Here is a 15,694-nt window from a genome sequence, read left to right on the forward strand (position 1 = left end):
CCCCCCCCCCCCCCCCCCCCCCCCCCCCCCCCCCCCCCCCCCCCCCCCCCCCCCCCCCCCCCCCCCCCCCCCCCCCCCCCCCCCCCCCCCCCGCGATCGGATCGAGTGGTGCGGAGGAACCGCCGACTACCGGCGCACCGCGTGCAGTCGCCACACGGGCACCAGCACCCTGCCCGCGTCGTCGACGCGCAGGGCGTCGGGCTCGATACGGACGCCCGCCCGCCCCAGTTCGCTCCCGTGTCGCTGGAGGAAACGCGGGGTGAAGGCCGTGGCATAGTCCGTGAGTTCGATGTCTTCGATCCGCCAGTGCTCGCCCAGGTGCGTGCGCAGGTCGTCCTGGCCGACGGTCATCAGGGGCAGGCTGAACCCGGGCCACTTGGTGTCGGCGAAGCAGAAGAGGTGGAGCTCGGCGCCCGCGCGGGTCACACGGTGCAGCGCCGCCGCGTACGCGCCGCGCCGGTCGCCGTCGAGGCAGTGGTAGAGCGCGCTGTCGACGACGGTGTCGAATTCCCGGCCGAGGCCCTCGAGGGTGGTGGCGTCGGCCTGGACGAAGGTGACGTCGAGACCGCGGGCGGCGGCGCGTTCCCCCGCCCGCTTCAGCGCGGTGGGCGCGGCATCGAAGCCGGTCACCCGGTGGCCGCGCCCGGCGAGGTACAACGCGTTCTCGCCGAGGCCGCAGCCCGCGTCGAGGATGTCGCCGGACAGCCGCCCGCCCTCCTCCAGCGCGACCAGCGCGGGCTGGGGTTCGCCGATGTCCCACGGCGCCGTCTCGAGCACGAGATCCGTGCCGGGCAACGAGGGCTTCCCTTGGTAGAGCGCCTCGAAGTCCATGTCCGCGGGGCCGGCCGCCGCCCCGTCGCCGTTTCCGTTCGTCATGCGCGCCTCCACGGTCGGTGGTTCGCGGGCACGGGCGTGCCCTCACCCAGGGGTGACCTCTCGGACTGTACGCCGCCAAGTCTCGCTATTTCAACGCCCGTTGAAAGAGGTACCGCAGTCCCCGCCGGTGCCGCACCGCCGACTCGGTAGCATCGATCCATGGTTGATCAAGGGGTAGTTGTCGCGGTCGAGGTCAGGCCCTCGCCCGTCGCGGCCTGGTTCCATTACCTGTTGACGCACCCGGTCATCGAGGTCGACAACCGCGCATATGCCGCGAAATGGGGCACCGCGGAGATCACCGTCCCCGCCGGAAGCCACCGCATCAGCGTCTACTTCCGCTACCGGGGGCAGAAGAACGCCCGCCTCGCCGAGGCCGGCCGGGAGTTCTCGGCGGAACCCGCCGCACGGCGCGTGGACATCACGGCCAGGCTCGGCGTACGCAACGACAGCAGGTTCAGGATCGGCTATCCCGTGACGCGCGGGTAACAGCCTTGTGCGGGCCGCCGGACGGCCTCCGTCCGGCGGCCCGCACACCATTGCGAGCCGCGTGACTCCTCGTCTCGTCCGCCGGACACGGCCACTCCCCGTATGCATCATAGGAATTCCGTACCGCGCCACAGGCGCACCGGGCCTGGGGGCGCGTATGAGGAAAGTCCGTCTGGAAGAGATCGACGACGTGCTGGTGCGGGTGCGCGACGGCGGGTTCCCCGGCGAGCTCCAGGACCGCGACCTCGTCGACGCGCGGCGGCTGCTCGCCGCCGCGCCCGGGATCCGGGCCGTGGTCGTCGCCCTCGGGGCGGAGGCGTTCCAGTGGGTGGACGCCGTCGGCGACGAGCCCGCGCTGCTCGTGGGAGAGGCCGCTTCGCGTCTCAGGGAATCAGCGGGCGGCTTCGCGCTCGGCACCGGCGACGGTGCCACGCTTCCGGGCGTCCCGGTGTCCTGGGCACTCCTGGAGTTCCGCTGCCCGCGGGGCGACACGACGGTGCTCGTCGCCCGCTACCCCGCCCCGCCGTTGTCGTGCCCCGAGCACGAAGTGCCACTGGAACTGCGCGAGGACGACGCGTGAGCGACGACTCCCGTCTCCCCCCGGGCGTCGCCCAGTTCACCGCCTCCCGGTTCGCGGTCGTCAGCTACCTGCCCACCTACGTCGCCGTGCTCTACCTCACGGCCCTGCTCGCGGCGCGGACGGGAGCGGGCCGGATCGACGCGGTCCGCGCGCTCCACCGCCTCCACGGCCTGTCCGCCACCGAACTCGTCCTCCTCGGCATCGTCACCCTACTCGTCTCGGTCGTCCTGCACCCGCTCCAACTGCCGCTCGTCCGGCTGCTCGAGGGCTACTGGCCACGGCGCGCCGGCCTACTGACGCGGCTCGCGGTGAAGAGTCAGAGCCGTGCCCGGCGCCGCCTCGCCCGGAGCGCGGACGTACCCCCCGACCCCACGGAAGCCGAGCGGCAGCGGGCCCTGGCCGCCGCCTGGCGGCTCGGCCGCCGCTATCCGCCCGAGGCCGTCGCGCTGTTGCCGACCGCGCTCGGCAACGCGCTGCGCGCGGGTGAGGCGAGTGCGGGCGCGGCGTACGGCGCGGACGCGGTGCCGTGGTGGCCACGGCTCTATCCGGTGCTCGGCGAACGGATGCGGGCGATCGTCGACGACCGGCGCGACCAGCTCGACCTGGCCTGCCGCCTGAGCGTCACGGCGGGCGTCACCGGGCTCGCCGGCCTCCCTCTGCTCGCCGGCAGCGGCTGGTGGCTGTCGAGCGCGGCCGCCCTCCTCGTGCTGGCCTGGGTCGCCTACCGCGGCGCCGTGTCGGCCGCCATCGGCTACGCGGAGGCGCTGACGGCCGCGTTCGACCTGCACCGTTTCGACGTCCTCACCGCCCTGCGCCTGCCGTTGCCCGCCGACCCGCCCGCCGAGGAGCGGCTCAACCGCCGGCTCTCGCGGTTCTGGTCCCAGGGCGTACCGCTCACCGGCGTCCACTACGTCCATGAGCCGGCCGCGCCCGGCGAAGACGCCGACTGAGGAGACCTCAGTGCCCGACTCCGCCGCACGCGCGCTCACGTTCAGCAGGGACTGGGCCGGACTGTGCCAGAACGGCCGCATCCTCGTCAGCGTCGACCGGCTCGTCCACGGTGACCCGCTCGACGAGATCCTCTCGCACGAGACCGCGCACGACGTGCTGCTGAAGTCCACCCAGCTGGGCTGGGTCCTGCTCGCCCTGAGCGTCTCCGCCCTGGACCCGTACCCGCCCGGCCCGCTGCGCGACAGGTGCGAGCGGCTGCTCGGGGCCGGGATCCTCGCCTCGCGCTACACCCAGGAGGCCGTCGCGACGTTCCTGCCCAGCCTGACCGTCGAGGACACGGAGCGGGAGGCGTACCGGGCCCGGCATCCACGGGAGTACCTCGCCGCCGCGGACGCCCTGGAGTGGCTGCGCGCCCGGGAGCTGCCCCTGGAGGCGAAACAGAAACTCGTCCTCGCCATCGGCAAGCTCGCGCTGTCCGTTCCCGTCCTGGACGTATGGCGGTCGCGGCGGCTCCACCGGCCGGAACGGGCGGAACACTGGTTCCACACCCCACGCAACCGGCCGGACCGCCGCTTCCCCGCCCTGTGCCGCGCCCTCGCGGAACAGGGCGACGAGGCCCTGCTGAGCATGGCCCGCGGCGAACCGGCCGATGCCGCCGCGCTCTGCGGCCACGTCCGCGTCGGCGAACGGCCGCTCCGGTACGGCTGGCTGCCCGCGGACGCGCCGTCTCCCGACTGGCTGGCAGAGCTCGTCCACGAGGTGATCGGTCCGCTCGCCGCCGATCCGTCACTGCCGCCACAGGAACGCGACCTGCTCACAACGGCGTGGGAGCACCCGGCGGCCAACATGCCGGGCCTCCAGCCGACCATGATGTCGGTGCTCCTCACCACCACGACGTCCAGCCACGGCCTGATCGAGGTCGACCCGCCGACGGACGAGCTGCACGGCTACCCCCTCGTCGAGGTGGAGCACAACGCGCTGCCGCTCCCGGTGCCGGGCGTGGAGCCGCTCGGCACGGACCCGATGTGGCTGCGCGAGGGCGACACGGCCCTGTGGTTCATCTCGCCCTGGAAGGACAACCGCGCCTGCCACCTCTCACCCCCATGGTTGCGCGAGTGGCTCGACGAGCTCGACGACGACACCACGCTGTGCGTACGCGACGGCGCCGACCTCGCCGGGATCCTGCTCGGCGATCCGCGGCTGGCGAAGCGGCGCCGCGTCGTCCTCCTCCAGCACCGGACGCCCCATCGGGCCCTGTTCGTCGAACTGCCGGTCATGGGACTCGACGAGAAGCGCGGGCCGGTGACGATGACCGTGGCGCACTCCGAACTGGAAGGAGTGGCCTATCTGATGCTGCGCCCGGAGTCGTCCTCTCCGGTCGTCATCGTCCCGACCGCCCGGGTCACCGCGGAACGAGCGGCCCTGGCCCTGCTGGAGCAGCGCGGCGGGATCCGCTTCGAGCTCGTCGACCTGCAGGCGTTCCTGGACTCCGCCGCCATGACCCGGGACGTCATGCGGGTGCTGCACCATTTCGAGGCGAAGCCGTGGCCGGAGATCCTCGAACCCCGCGCCCGGCCGGCCGCCCGCCGCCCTTCCCGGGCCGAGGCCGAAGCGGCCCTGGACCGGCCGGCCCAGCGGGTGGCCGAGGCGGCCGAGGCGTTCGAGGCGGCGCCCACGGCGGAGACGTTCACCGCGCTGGCGCGAGCCGTCGAAGCGACGCTCGCCTGCCCGTCGCTGCCCCTCATCTCGTTCGGCTGGCGGATCCGGTTCCTGGAGGACGCCGTCCGGCACTTCCACGCCGGGTACGAGAAGCTGGGGCACGTCGGCGCCTGGCTGCGGGCGGTCGAGGTCCAGTGCGACCTGATCACGCTGACCCCCGGGGACTGGCCGGAACGCGCCGAGCAGGAGCGGCGCCTGCGCCACCTCGTGGCGCAGGCCGTCCCGCCGGGCAAGTGGGATCTCCTCCTGGCCCTGCTCACGGCCAAGCTCACCGGCCGGAGCCCTCGCCTGGGACCCGAAGCCGAGCGGCGATAGCCCTATATTCCTTGACAGGCATATAACCGTCGGGGCATATTGGATGCATGACCGATGCCGCCCTGTGGACCGCCCTCGCCGACCCGCACCGGCGCGCGGTGATCGCGCTGCTGCTGGAGCGCCCGCGGTCCGTCGGTGAGATCGTCGAGGCATGCGGCCTGAGCCAGCCGAGCACGTCGAAGCACCTGCGGGTGCTGCGTGACGCGGGCCTGGTGCGCGTGCGGCAGGAGGCGCAGCGCCGGGTCTACGCCCTCGATCCGGCGCCGATCGCCGAGCTCGACGCCTGGCTGGCTCCGTACCGGCGGCTGTGGAACGACAGCCTCGACGCACTGGGTCACCGTCTCGACAGCGCGGCGTCACCCCCGGAACCCCCGAAGGACTGAGTCACCATGCCCACCGAACCCGCCGCTCCGACCGGCACCTACCTCACGCTGGACGACGGCCGTTCCGCCGTCCGCTTCACCCGTACGTACGCCCACCCCGTCGAGCGCGTCTGGCGCTTCGTGACCGACGCGGACGAGCTGGTCCACTGGTTCCCCTCCCGGGCCGAGATCGAGCTGCGGCCGGGCGGCGCGATCCGGTTCAGCGGCGATCCGGCCATGGCGGACTCCACGGGGCGGGTCCTGGCCGTCGAAGCCCCCTTGCACCTGTCCTTCGTCTGGGGCGGCGACGAGCTGCACTTCGATCTCGAACCGCTCGACAGCACGCACACCCGCTTCACGCTCACCGACGTGCTGGAGGCCCCGGACACCGCCTCCCGCAACGGCGCCGGGTGGGACGTGTGCCTCGCCGCGCTCGACGCCCGGGCCCGCGGCACGAGCCGCACGGGCCCGCACGCCGGTGCCACGGCGGCCTGGCAGGAACTCTACCGCGCCTACATCGCCGCCGGCGTCCCCTCCGGTGCCGCGGTGCCGGGCCTGCCCGAGGGCCGCTGAACTCCGTTCCGCGGCGGGCCCGTCCGCCGCGTGGCCTGATCGCCGCCGCGGCCGAAACGGGTCTCCTGCGTTCGTGGAAGGGGTTTCCCCGTCGGCGCCCAGGGCAGGTTGGGCCACCGACGCGACGGGCCCCGGCCCACTCCGCGAGGAACGGGCAACGCGCGCTGACCGCCTGGCCGCCGGGGGCCCGCCCGCGCACACACCGGGCTACGGTGGTGGCCGTACAGTGCTGAGGAAGTGTCTCTCGTACGAGGAGGCCGGCGTGACGGCTGTGGTGCGCGTGTCCGAGCGGGTCGTGACGGTCGAGCGCGGGCAGTTCGCCCTGTGCGACGAGGGCGCGCCGTTCGACGACCGTCCGTGGGAGCTTCCGGCGCTCGAAGGGCGGCAGCTCGCGGTCAACGGCAGCGGGCTGATGGTGGCCAGCACCGTCGCGACGCACGACGCCGATGTGCGGCTGGAGTTGTGGGACGGCCCGCCCCCGCCGATCGCCGAGGCACCACTGGGCGAGTGCGTGCTGGACCTGCCGTCGGGTGCGGTGACGGCCTGGGCGGTGCCGCACGGTCCGGCGGGCGGGCCGATGGCGCTGGGCGATCCCGGACCGTACGCCGTGCGCCTGTACCGTCAGGGCGGCGGCCCTGCGGCGCGGGCCCGGCAGGATGCCGCGGATCCGCCGCTGTTCACCGGGCTGGAGCGGTACGTCGTTCAGTTGTGGCGCCGTCCCGCGCCGTAGGCACGAGCCGCGCGGGACGGCGACGGACCCGCTGACGGTCAGTGGATGGCGACGTAGAAGGCGTCGTTGTGCAGGATGCGGTCGGCTACGTACCAATTGTTCAAGTCGGTTCCGGCGTTGCCGTTCTGTGTTCCGTCGACGTACTTCACCGAGAAGTTGCCGTCACCCTTGCCCGCGCCCTCCCAGGACGACGCGAAGGGGTACTCGTCGCACTCCTCGCCGGCCTGGTGCTGCAGCGGGGCGCAGGTGCTGCGGACCACGCTGCGGTTCTTGTCGTACGCCTTGGTGGCCGCGGCGTCCCAGTTGGAGACCAGCCGGTGCAGCGGCTTGCCGGAGGCGATGCTTCCGGGGATGGACTTGGTGTGGCCCGCGGGAGGCGGCGGGTAGGTGGCGCCGGGGTTGGTCTGGGCGAGCTGGATGTGGCGGGCGACCGCGCCGTTGCGCGCGGAGCTCACGCCGTACTCCCCCATCACCGGCATGACCCGGTCGAAGATTCCCGCGCCCCTGGCGCCCAGGTAGCTCGCGGAGTCGAACCGGACGCCGTTGTCGAGCACCGTCCCGGTCCCGCCGCTGTTGGTGACGGACGAGCGGATGGCACAGCGCGCCACCTTGTCCCGGCCGTAACCGTCGGACGCCGCCGAGGAGAGGGTGTAGATGGCCGTACCGCCCGCCTGCCACCCGCTCAGCAGCTCGGGCCCGGAACCCCGGGCGTCGCACGCCTTGTTGCTGCCGTCCGGGCCGTGGTAGCCGCCGGTGGCCCAGCCGATGGAGAGCTTGCCGTCGGTGGTCTCACCGGTGCGCACGAACTTGTCCATGCCGGTCACCAGCCGGATGACCCGGGAGCCCTTGGTGCCTTCCCCCGCGGTGGTGTTGCGCCAGGAGACGTTGCCGATGACCTTGCCGTTGCTCACCACGGCATAGCCGATCGGGATGACGTGGCAGTACGCGTAGTGGTTGATGATCCGTTCCCCGGACCCCGGCAGCAGCCGCCGGCAGGTGGCCAGGTCCACACCGGCGGCCGTCACGGACCGTTCCCCGGCCGTGGACGTGTAGGTGGTGCCCAGCCGTTGCGCGGTCACGTCACCGTGCTCATGCAGTGCGGCGGGCGGTCGTACGGCCGGATCGCGCCAGTGGGCGGACCCCTCGTGCGCTCTGTCCCCGTCCCATCTGCTGCCCAGAGCGGGCAGCGGGTGCGCTGCGTCGACGACCTGTACGGCCGTCGTGGTGATGCCGCCCGCCGTGCCCGCGGCGGGCTGGGCGGCCGCGTAGGTGGCGGGGAGAGCGGTACAGGCGGCGCCGACCAGAGCTGCGGTCAGCGCACGGCGTATCGGCCAGTGCATGGGCGCTCCTCGAGTCGTTCCTTGTGGCCTGCCGACCACAAGGAACCGACGCTAAGTACGCCGAACAGATGAGCCAAGGGTTCCGTCGAACAATCCACGGACGTGGGCCTGTTTTCGGCCACGCGCGCCGGTCCTCGCCGTCTCCCCGGTCCGGTGGCCACAGCTCTACGACCGCGTGCCACACGGCCGTACGGACCCTGGGGAGACCCCGGAGCGTGTCTCAAACAGCTCGTTCGGCCGCGCCGCGCTCCACGCAGAATTCATTACCCTCGAGATCGGCGAGGGTCACCCAGCCGGTGCCGTCCGGGCGGCGGTGGTCGCCGACGAGGGTGGCGCCCAGGGACAGCAGGCGCTCCACCTCGGCGTCACGAGGCCGGTCCTGCGGCTGGAGATCCAGATGCAGCCGGTTCTTACGGCTCTTGGGCTCCGGCACGCGCACGAAGAGGAGCTTCGCGCCGCCGGTGAGGACCCACGCCTCCGGGTCGTCCGGCAGGTCCTCGTCCGCGAGCGAACCACCGAGGACCTCGGCCCAGAAGGACGCCAGACGGTAGGGGTCGGCGCAGTCGACAGTGACGTGCCCTATGAGAGATGCCATGAGGCGCACCCTATCCACGCGCGTCAGTGACCACCGCTGGGCTGGTCGCAGCCGGAGTGGTCGGGGTACCCGGCGAAGGCGTCCGCCTGGGTGGAGTCGCGGCTCATCGTGCCCTCCACGCACAGCGGAGAGGCGTCGATGAGGAAGCTGACCCCGGTGGGACCGTTCCCGTACGCCTTGACCTTCCCGGCGGCGTAGCCCAGGCCGGTGATCGCGTCGCGGGTGTGCTCGGGGGCGAAGTCGGCGCGTCTGCGCAGCGGTTCGAGTGCGTCCTTGACGCGTCCGGCGGCCGCGAGCCCGTCGCAGCGGCTCTGGCCGTGCAGCGGGAGGGGCACCATGAAGCCGTGGTTCTCGGCGTAGTGGTCGGTGGGCGGCGTGGCCGGGCCCGGCGTACCGGCGGCCGCCGACGGTGGCGGCGTGGAACTGCCGCCGGGGCACGGGCCGTCCACCGGCGCGCTCGGCGCGGCCGCGTGCGCACCGGTGCCGTCTGCGGACCGCTGCGTTCCGCACCCGGCCAGCAGCAGGGCCAGCACCGCTATCGGCAACACCCCGCGCCGGGGCCGCGTCGTTCTGGTCGTGGTCATGCGCCGATCCTGCCCCGTATCGCGGCGGGAGTCGGAGTCATGCGCGCGCCGCGATCACGCGATCCCCGAACGCGGCCCACGGGCGCCAGCCGCCACCGGGCCGGTCCTGTACGCGAGTACGCATCCCGCCGTCGGTGGTGACGGCGAAGACGTGCAGCCGCCCGGTGGCGTCGGCCGCCGCCGTGGGCGTGGCGGCGAGCCGGACGCCGGGCTCGCCGAAGTCGTCACCGGGATCCCAGCTACCGCCGGGTGTGTGTTGGCGGCGGTGGCTGAGCAGGGCCCCGCCGGGCGACAGGGCGAAGGCTTCGAGCCTGCCGTCCGCGTCGGGGGCGAGCGCCGGGGCCGTAGCCGTCCAGCCGGACATCGGCTGCCAGTCGTCCCAGCCGCCGCTCGGCACGGTCTGGCGCCGGAGGAACGCCGCCTGGCCGGACGGGGCCGTGGCGACGACGGTGAGCCTGCCGCTGCCGTCGCGCGCCACGCGCGGCGCGGTGCCGGCGGCGGTGCCGAAGCGACTCCACTGCGCCCAGGGGCCGTTGGGGGTCTCCTGCCACCGGTGGTAGATACCGGAGCCACCGGGCGAGAGGGCGAAGACCTCCAGCCGTCCGTCGGCGTTGGCGGCGACGACGGGCGGCGCGCCCGCGGGCCCGCCGAAGCCGCCGTCCCATACGTCCCAGGCCGGCGAGCCGGGCGAGCTCTGCCACCGCCGGGCGACGGCGGTGCCGCCCGGGCCGAGCGCGAAGACCTCCAGCCTCCCGTCGGCGGCGCGGGCCACGGCCGGCGCGCCGCCCGCCGCGCCGCCGAACTCCTCCCAGTCGTACCAACTCCCGTCCGGACGCTGCGCCCTGTGCCAGAGAGCGGCACCGTCCGGGGCGAGGGAGAACACCTCCAGCCGTCCGTCGGTGTTGCGGCCGAGTGTGGGGACCGCCCCGGCAGGCGCGCCGAACGACTGCCATGACGACCAGGTGTCGGACCGCGGGTCGAGCTGGACGCGTCGCACCACCGAACGGTCACCGGCGTCGAGGGCGAACACGGTCAGCCTGTCGTCGACACCCAGTCCGGCGGCCGGGTTGTCCATGCTCTCCCAGGGCGGCGGTGTGTCCCGCCACCGCAACGGGGCCATGGACAGCCCCTGGTGGAACCAGCCCGCAGCACTCGCGTGCCACCGCTCTCCGTCCGTGACCACCTCGACGGCGTGTCCGGGCACATGGCCCGCGTAACCGTCGAGGCCGAAGGAGAACGGATTCCGGGACGCGAGGACATCGGTGCCGTCGTATCCGCCGCGGGGCCCGATGAACAGGTAGTACCAGCCGTCCCGCTCGACGACGAAGGGTGACTCGGTGACCGATACCGTCGCGGTGGTGGTCGCGTCGGTGAACACCGTTCCCGGCTCGCTCCAGTGCACCAGGTCGGCGGAGCGCCGGAAGGCCACCACATGCCGTCCGTCCTGGGCGGAGACCTCGGTGTAGTACATCACCCACTGGCCGTCGATCCGCACGACCATCGGGTCACGTGCCGCGCGCCCCCGGAAGAGCGGGCCGGCCGGGAGCCGCGTCCAGGTGAACAGGTCGGTCGAGGTGGCGAGGTTGATCGCGGCGCCGCTCCGGCCTCCGGCGGCGTAGAACATCCAGTACGTGCCGCCCGCCTCGACGACGTGGGGCGCCCACAGGTGCTCCTCGCCGAAGTAGTCCGGATCGACGGTCAGCGCGTCGGCGTGCGTGGTCCACGGTCCGTACGGGTCCGGGGCGGACGCGTGGGCGAAGGAGACCTCGGCCGCGCTGTCGGGGGCCTGGCCGGGCGGCGCGGCGGGGCCGACGATGCTGAACAGGTGCCATCGGCCGGACGCCTTGATCAGTGTGTGGTCGTTGAGATAGCGCCGCTCGCCGGGAGTCGACGGGTCGTAGACGTGTGTGAAGGGGCCCGCGCCGGTCCACCGGTGGGGCGGGGGCGGCGCGGCGGTGGCGCCGCCGGCACCCAGCAGTGCGAGTGCGCCCGCCGCGGCGGAACCCTGGAGCAGGCGGCGTCTGGTGATCGGATGCATGGGTCCTCGGGGAGGGGTGGAGGGGGCCGCGGCCGGCCGGGTCCTGGTGTCCTGACCGACCGCGGGGCTTCCTTACGGGACCGGTGGGCCGGCGGTGCTGTTGACCCAGGCCCAGTCGGACCAGGTGCTGAAGCCGGTCTGCCACCTGTGGTAGACCCCGGCCTGACTGGTCCCGAAGACCTCGATGCGTCCGTCGGCGTTGGTCGCGGCGGCGATCTCGGTGCCGCCGGTGCCGAACTTGTCCCAGTCGACGTAGGGGGCGTTCACGCCCTTCTGCCAGATGTGCATGGCGACCTCGCCGTTGATGGCGAAGACCTCCACCCGCCCGTCGGGACTGCGGTTGCTGGTCAGCTGAGCGTTCGCGGGACCGTGTGTGGGTTCCCAGCCGGACCAGCTCGTGGGATCCGTCTGGTAGCGGTGGAACACCCCCACCGGACCGGAAGCGAACACCTCAAGGCGCCCGTCGGCATTGTGATCGACGGTCACATCATGACCACCGCCACCGAAGTCCTCCCACTGCGACCAACCACCGTTCACAGCGGTCTGATACAGATGCTGGAACACCTTGTCATTGAGCGCGAACACCTCAAGCCGGCCGTCAGGAGCCTTCTCCATCTTCACCCGACTGCCCCCCGGGCCACCGCCCGAGGCCTCCCAACCCGACCAACCACCATTGGGAGCGGTCTGATACCTGTGGAACACCCCCGCAGAACCCGAAGCGAACACCTCGATACGACCATCGGCGTTGACACCCGCGGCGACACTGCTCCCGCCCGTACCGAACGCCTCCCAGTCCGACCACGCACCGGACGGAGACAGCTGATAGCGGTGCTGGGCGACATCCCCATTGATCGCCACCGCCTCCAGGCGGCCGTCGGCGTTGGGTGCGATCGCGAGTTGCGCGTTGCCGGGGCCGCTCGCCTTCTCCCACTCCGACCACGCGCCGTTCACCTGCGACTGCCAGGCGTGGTACACCCCGTCGGCCCCGGCCGCGAACACCTCGAGACGGCCGTCCGCCGACCGCGCCGACACCACCCGCCCCGACTTCTGCGGGTACACCAACGGCGCGGGCCCCGTGCCCGGGTTCCCGAGACGCGCCACCGCGGCGCGTGCCTCGCCCATGTGCCGCAGGTGAGCACCGCTGTTGTACGTGGACCACGGCTCCCAGTTCGTCCCCTGGTTGGAGATGCGGAACGCCGCGTTCGCGTTGCACTGGGGTTCGTAGGCGCAGGTGTCGTCGACCTCCTTGTGCCAGTAGTCGTTGATCTGCCACAGTCCGCGGTCGGTCGACGCGGGGGAGTTTCCTGACGTGTTGTGCGCGGCGGGGTTGCAGCTGGACTCGGCCAGTGCGACGGCGACGGCGAGCTCCAGGGCCTGGCCGCGGAACCCCGCGTTGTAGCCGACCTGGGCGCACAGGTCACTCGGCTCGGCCTGCGCCGGTGAGGCGCCGACGACCATGCCGGCCACGACGAGCAGGGAGGCGAGTACGGACAGAACGACGCGGTGGGGCGCGCGTCCTGCCGGCGAGGTCGTGCTCGCTCGCCGGCCGCGCTGGCTTCTTGGCAACTGCTGCCCTTTCAGGTGGCGGGTCATGGGATGGGGGGACCTGAGGTGCTGTTGACCCAGACCCATTCGGACCAGGTGCTGAAGCCGGTCTGCCACCTGTGGTAGACCCCGGCCTGACTGGTCCCGAAGACCTCGATGCGTCCGTCGGCGTTGGTGGCGGCGTTGATCTCGGTCCCGCCGGTGCCGAAGGTGTCCCAGTCGCCGTAGGCCGCGTTCACGCCCTTCTGCCATATGTGCATGGCGACTTCACCGTTGATGGCGAACACTTCCACCCGCCCGTCGGCGGTGCGGTCGCTCGTGAGCTGGGAGTTCGCGGGTCCGCGCGTGGGTTCCCAGCCGGACCAGCTCGTGGGATCCGTCTGATAGCGGTGGAACACCCCCACCGGACCGGAAGCGAACACCTCAAGGCGCCCGTCGGCATTGTGATCGACGGTCACATCATGACCACCGCCACCGAAGTCCTCCCACTGCGACCAACCACCGTTCACAGCGGTCTGATACAGATGCTGAAAGACCTTGTCATTGAGCGCGAACACCTCAAGCCGGCCGTCAGGAGCCTTCTCCATCTTCACCCGGCTACCGGCCGGTCCACCGCCCGAGGCCTCCCAACCCGACCAACCACCATTGCGAGCGGTCTGATACCTGTGGAACACCCCCGCGGGACCCGAAGCGAACACCTCGATACGACCATCGGCATTGACACCCGCGGCGACACTGCTCCCGCCCGTACCGAACGACTCCCAATCGGACCAGGCCCCGGACGGAGACAGCTGATACCGGTGCTGGGCGACATCCCCATTGATGGCGAATGCCTCCAGACGGCCGTCGGCGTTCGGCACGATGGCCAACTGCGCACGGGCGGGGCCGCCCACCTTCTCCCACTCCGACCAGGCGCCGTTCACCTGCGACTGCCAGGCGTGCTGCACTCCGTCGGCCCCGGCCGCGAACACCTCGAGACGGCCGTCCGCCGACCGCGCCGACACCACCCGCCCCGATTCCTCGGGATACACCAGCGGCGGGGGCCCGGGCCGCCGGCCGGGCGTGCACGGTACGGTCACGCCGCGTTCCGCCAGGTAGGGAACGGGGTCGATGCCGTGGCTCATGCTGGTGTCGCGGCGTACCCGCAGGTGCAGATGGGGGCCGGTGGCCTGGCCCTCGGCGCCCATGAGCGCGATGCGCTGACCGGCCGTCACCCGGTCCCCCACAGCGACGTCCCTCTCGTACATGTGCCCGTACTCGGTCACCGTTCCGTCGGGGTGCAGGATGCGGATCCACTGGCCGTAGCCGTCCGCGGGCCCTGAGTTGATGACCTCGCCGTCACCCACGGCGTAGATCGGCGTGCCGCGTTCATTGGCGATGTCGATGCCGTCGTGATCACGAGCTCCGCCGTAAGGGTCGGAGATGAAGCCGGCCGCCGGGCACGAGGCGGCGAATCCGGCGGCCTGAGCGGCGGCGGCCGGGGACGTGGCCACCAGCGACGGCAGGACGACTGCTGTGGCCGAGAGAACGAAGTGCAGCGCGCGTCTGGAAAGACCTTGAAACACGTGGGCGTTCCTCCCCTCTTGGGGGCATATCGGAGCGTACGGGTGGGCTACGCGTGCGGTTCGTAGGGCGACGGTCACACGCGCACCGGCGGGGCGAGGCTAGCCACGGGTGGCCGGGCAGGGGCATCCGGAACGCTACGGAATGACAACACCGGCCGGGCTCGGGTATTGGCGTGAGCCATCAGTAGAGTCGCCATGAGATCAGCGTCGGTACCACCCGGATCGGCCTCGTGCTCAGCCCTCGCCGGCCCGGGAGAACGCAGGAAAGCCCCACTCTTCACCGATCACCCGAGGAGCCCCGCATGAAGATGCTCATCAACACCCCCGAGACAGTCGTCGCCGACGCCCTGCGGGGTATGGCCCTCGCGCATCCCGGGTTGAAGGTCGACGTCGAGGGGCGCGTCGTCGTGCGGGGGGATTCGCCCGTCCCGGGGAAGGTGGGGCTCGTGTCCGGGGGCGGGTCCGGGCATGAGCCGTTGCACGGAGGGTTCGTGGGGTACGGGATGCTGGACGCCGCCTGCCCCGGCGAGGTCTTCACCTCTCCCGTGCCCGATCAGATGGTGCGCGCCGCTGCCGCCGTGGACGGCGGGCGGGGTGTGCTGTTCATCGTGAAGAACTACACGGGCGACGTCCTCAACTTCACCATGGCCGCCGAACTGGCGGAGGACGAGGGGATCCAGGTCGCCAGCGTGCTCGTCAACGACGACGTGGCGGTCACCGACAGCCTCTTCACAGCCGGCCGCCGGGGCACCGGGGCCACCCTCTTCGTGGAGAAGATCGCGGGCGCGGCGGCCGAGGAGGGGGCGCCGCTGGAGCGGGTGGAGGCCCTGGCGCGGAAGGTGAACGAGTCCTCGCGCAGTTTCGGCGTGGCCCTCGGCGCCTGTACGACGCCCGCCAAGGGCAGCCCCACCTTCGACCTCCCGGCCGGGGAGCTGGAGCTGGGTGTCGGCATCCACGGCGAGCCCGGCCGGGAGCGGCGGGCGATGATGTCGTCCGGTGAGATCGCGGACTTCGCCGTGGACGCGGTGCTGACTGACCTGCGACCCACCGAACCCGTGCTGCTGCTGGTCAACGGCGCGGGCGCGACACCGCTGCTGGAGCTGTACGGCTTCACCGCCGAGGTCCACCGGGTGCTCGCCGCGCGGGGCGTGACCGTCGCCCGGACGCTCGTCGGTGACTACGTCACGTCCCTCGACATGGCGGGGGTCTCAGTGACGCTGTGTCAGGCCGACGAGGAGACGCGCCGGTTGTGGGACGCGCCGGTGCAGACGGCGGGCCTCCGCTGGGGCCGGTGACGCTCTCGCTCCTGGAGGACGGAGCCTGCCCGTCCCGGACGGCCCACAGACAATTCGGGCCGACCGGGCACTCCGTTTTCGCGTCACGTTCGCCCTCGCGCGTCCCAACGCCCTGCGGGACCGGCCGCGGCCCTGCCAGA

The 15,694-nt window shown here is 72.4% G+C and carries 15 protein-coding genes; 8 read left to right on the forward strand and 7 right to left on the reverse strand.

The window, feature by feature from the left end:
• Positions 1 to 126: 126 nt before the first annotated feature.
• Positions 127 to 876, reverse strand: a complete 750-nt coding sequence (locus ACZ4A5_RS26060; RefSeq protein WP_467589041.1) for a class I SAM-dependent methyltransferase — start codon at positions 874 to 876, stop codon at positions 127 to 129.
• 159 nt (positions 877 to 1,035) lie between these two features.
• On the opposite strand from ACZ4A5_RS26060, the gene ACZ4A5_RS26065 reads away from it, so the two are divergent.
• From ACZ4A5_RS26065 to ACZ4A5_RS26095, 7 genes are all read left to right on the forward strand, one after another.
• A complete protein-coding gene (locus ACZ4A5_RS26065; protein ID WP_467589043.1) occupies positions 1,036 to 1,362 on the forward strand; it encodes a hypothetical protein in 327 nt (108 codons plus the stop codon).
• A 157-nt stretch (positions 1,363 to 1,519) separates the two neighbouring features.
• Positions 1,520 to 1,942 (forward strand): hypothetical protein, encoded by a 423-nt coding sequence (locus ACZ4A5_RS26070; RefSeq protein ID WP_467589045.1) that lies wholly within the window; start codon positions 1,520 to 1,522, stop codon positions 1,940 to 1,942.
• Positions 1,939 to 2,892 (forward strand): hypothetical protein, encoded by a 954-nt coding sequence (locus ACZ4A5_RS26075; protein ID WP_467589048.1) that lies wholly within the window; start codon positions 1,939 to 1,941, stop codon positions 2,890 to 2,892. Before ACZ4A5_RS26070 ends, ACZ4A5_RS26075 begins: the two co-directional genes overlap by 4 nt.
• Before the next feature lie 10 nt (positions 2,893 to 2,902).
• Positions 2,903 to 4,927, forward strand: a complete 2,025-nt coding sequence (locus ACZ4A5_RS26080) for a hypothetical protein (protein ID WP_467589051.1) — start codon at positions 2,903 to 2,905, stop codon at positions 4,925 to 4,927.
• 47 nt (positions 4,928 to 4,974) lie between these two features.
• Positions 4,975 to 5,310, forward strand: coding sequence for an ArsR/SmtB family transcription factor (locus tag ACZ4A5_RS26085; protein ID WP_467589054.1), 336 nt, complete (start codon positions 4,975 to 4,977; stop codon positions 5,308 to 5,310).
• Positions 5,311 to 5,316: 6 nt separating this feature from the next.
• Positions 5,317 to 5,862, forward strand: coding sequence for an SRPBCC family protein (locus tag ACZ4A5_RS26090; RefSeq protein ID WP_467589057.1), 546 nt, complete (start codon positions 5,317 to 5,319; stop codon positions 5,860 to 5,862).
• A gap of 262 nt (positions 5,863 to 6,124) precedes the next feature.
• On the forward strand, positions 6,125 to 6,592 hold the full coding sequence (locus tag ACZ4A5_RS26095) for a hypothetical protein (protein WP_467589060.1): 468 nt from the start codon (positions 6,125 to 6,127) through the stop codon (positions 6,590 to 6,592).
• Between the two features lie 38 nt (positions 6,593 to 6,630).
• On the opposite strand, the gene ACZ4A5_RS26100 is transcribed toward ACZ4A5_RS26095, so the two are convergent.
• From ACZ4A5_RS26100 to ACZ4A5_RS26125, 6 genes are all read right to left on the reverse strand, one after another.
• Entirely contained in the window at positions 6,631 to 7,932 is a 1,302-nt protein-coding gene (locus ACZ4A5_RS26100) for a NucA/NucB deoxyribonuclease domain-containing protein (protein WP_467589063.1), read from the reverse strand.
• Positions 7,933 to 8,152: 220 nt separating this feature from the next.
• Complete coding sequence (locus ACZ4A5_RS26105) at positions 8,153 to 8,527, reverse strand: VOC family protein (RefSeq protein WP_467589066.1); 375 nt, start codon at positions 8,525 to 8,527, stop codon at positions 8,153 to 8,155.
• A gap of 23 nt (positions 8,528 to 8,550) precedes the next feature.
• Positions 8,551 to 9,111: a hypothetical protein gene (locus tag ACZ4A5_RS26110; RefSeq protein ID WP_467589070.1), complete on the reverse strand. Its 561-nt coding sequence runs from the start codon at positions 9,109 to 9,111 to the stop codon at positions 8,551 to 8,553.
• 37 nt (positions 9,112 to 9,148) lie between these two features.
• Positions 9,149 to 11,149, reverse strand: a complete 2,001-nt coding sequence (locus ACZ4A5_RS26115; RefSeq protein ID WP_467589073.1) for a DUF8189 domain-containing protein — start codon at positions 11,147 to 11,149, stop codon at positions 9,149 to 9,151.
• A 72-nt stretch (positions 11,150 to 11,221) separates the two neighbouring features.
• Entirely contained in the window at positions 11,222 to 12,742 is a 1,521-nt protein-coding gene (locus ACZ4A5_RS26120; RefSeq protein WP_467589076.1) for a DUF8189 domain-containing protein, read from the reverse strand.
• Positions 12,739 to 14,259, reverse strand: coding sequence for a DUF8189 domain-containing protein (locus ACZ4A5_RS26125; protein ID WP_467589129.1), 1,521 nt, complete (start codon positions 14,257 to 14,259; stop codon positions 12,739 to 12,741). Before ACZ4A5_RS26125 ends, ACZ4A5_RS26120 begins: the two co-directional genes overlap by 4 nt.
• A 302-nt stretch (positions 14,260 to 14,561) precedes the next feature.
• On the opposite strand from ACZ4A5_RS26125, the gene dhaK reads away from it, so the two are divergent.
• Positions 14,562 to 15,554 carry a dihydroxyacetone kinase subunit DhaK gene (gene dhaK / locus ACZ4A5_RS26130; RefSeq protein WP_467589079.1) on the forward strand — a complete coding sequence of 331 codons (993 nt, stop codon included), beginning with the start codon at positions 14,562 to 14,564 and terminating at the stop codon, positions 15,552 to 15,554.
• Positions 15,555 to 15,694: the final 140 nt, after the last annotated feature.

This window comes from Streptomyces sp. NPDC025618 (assembly GCF_055558795.1).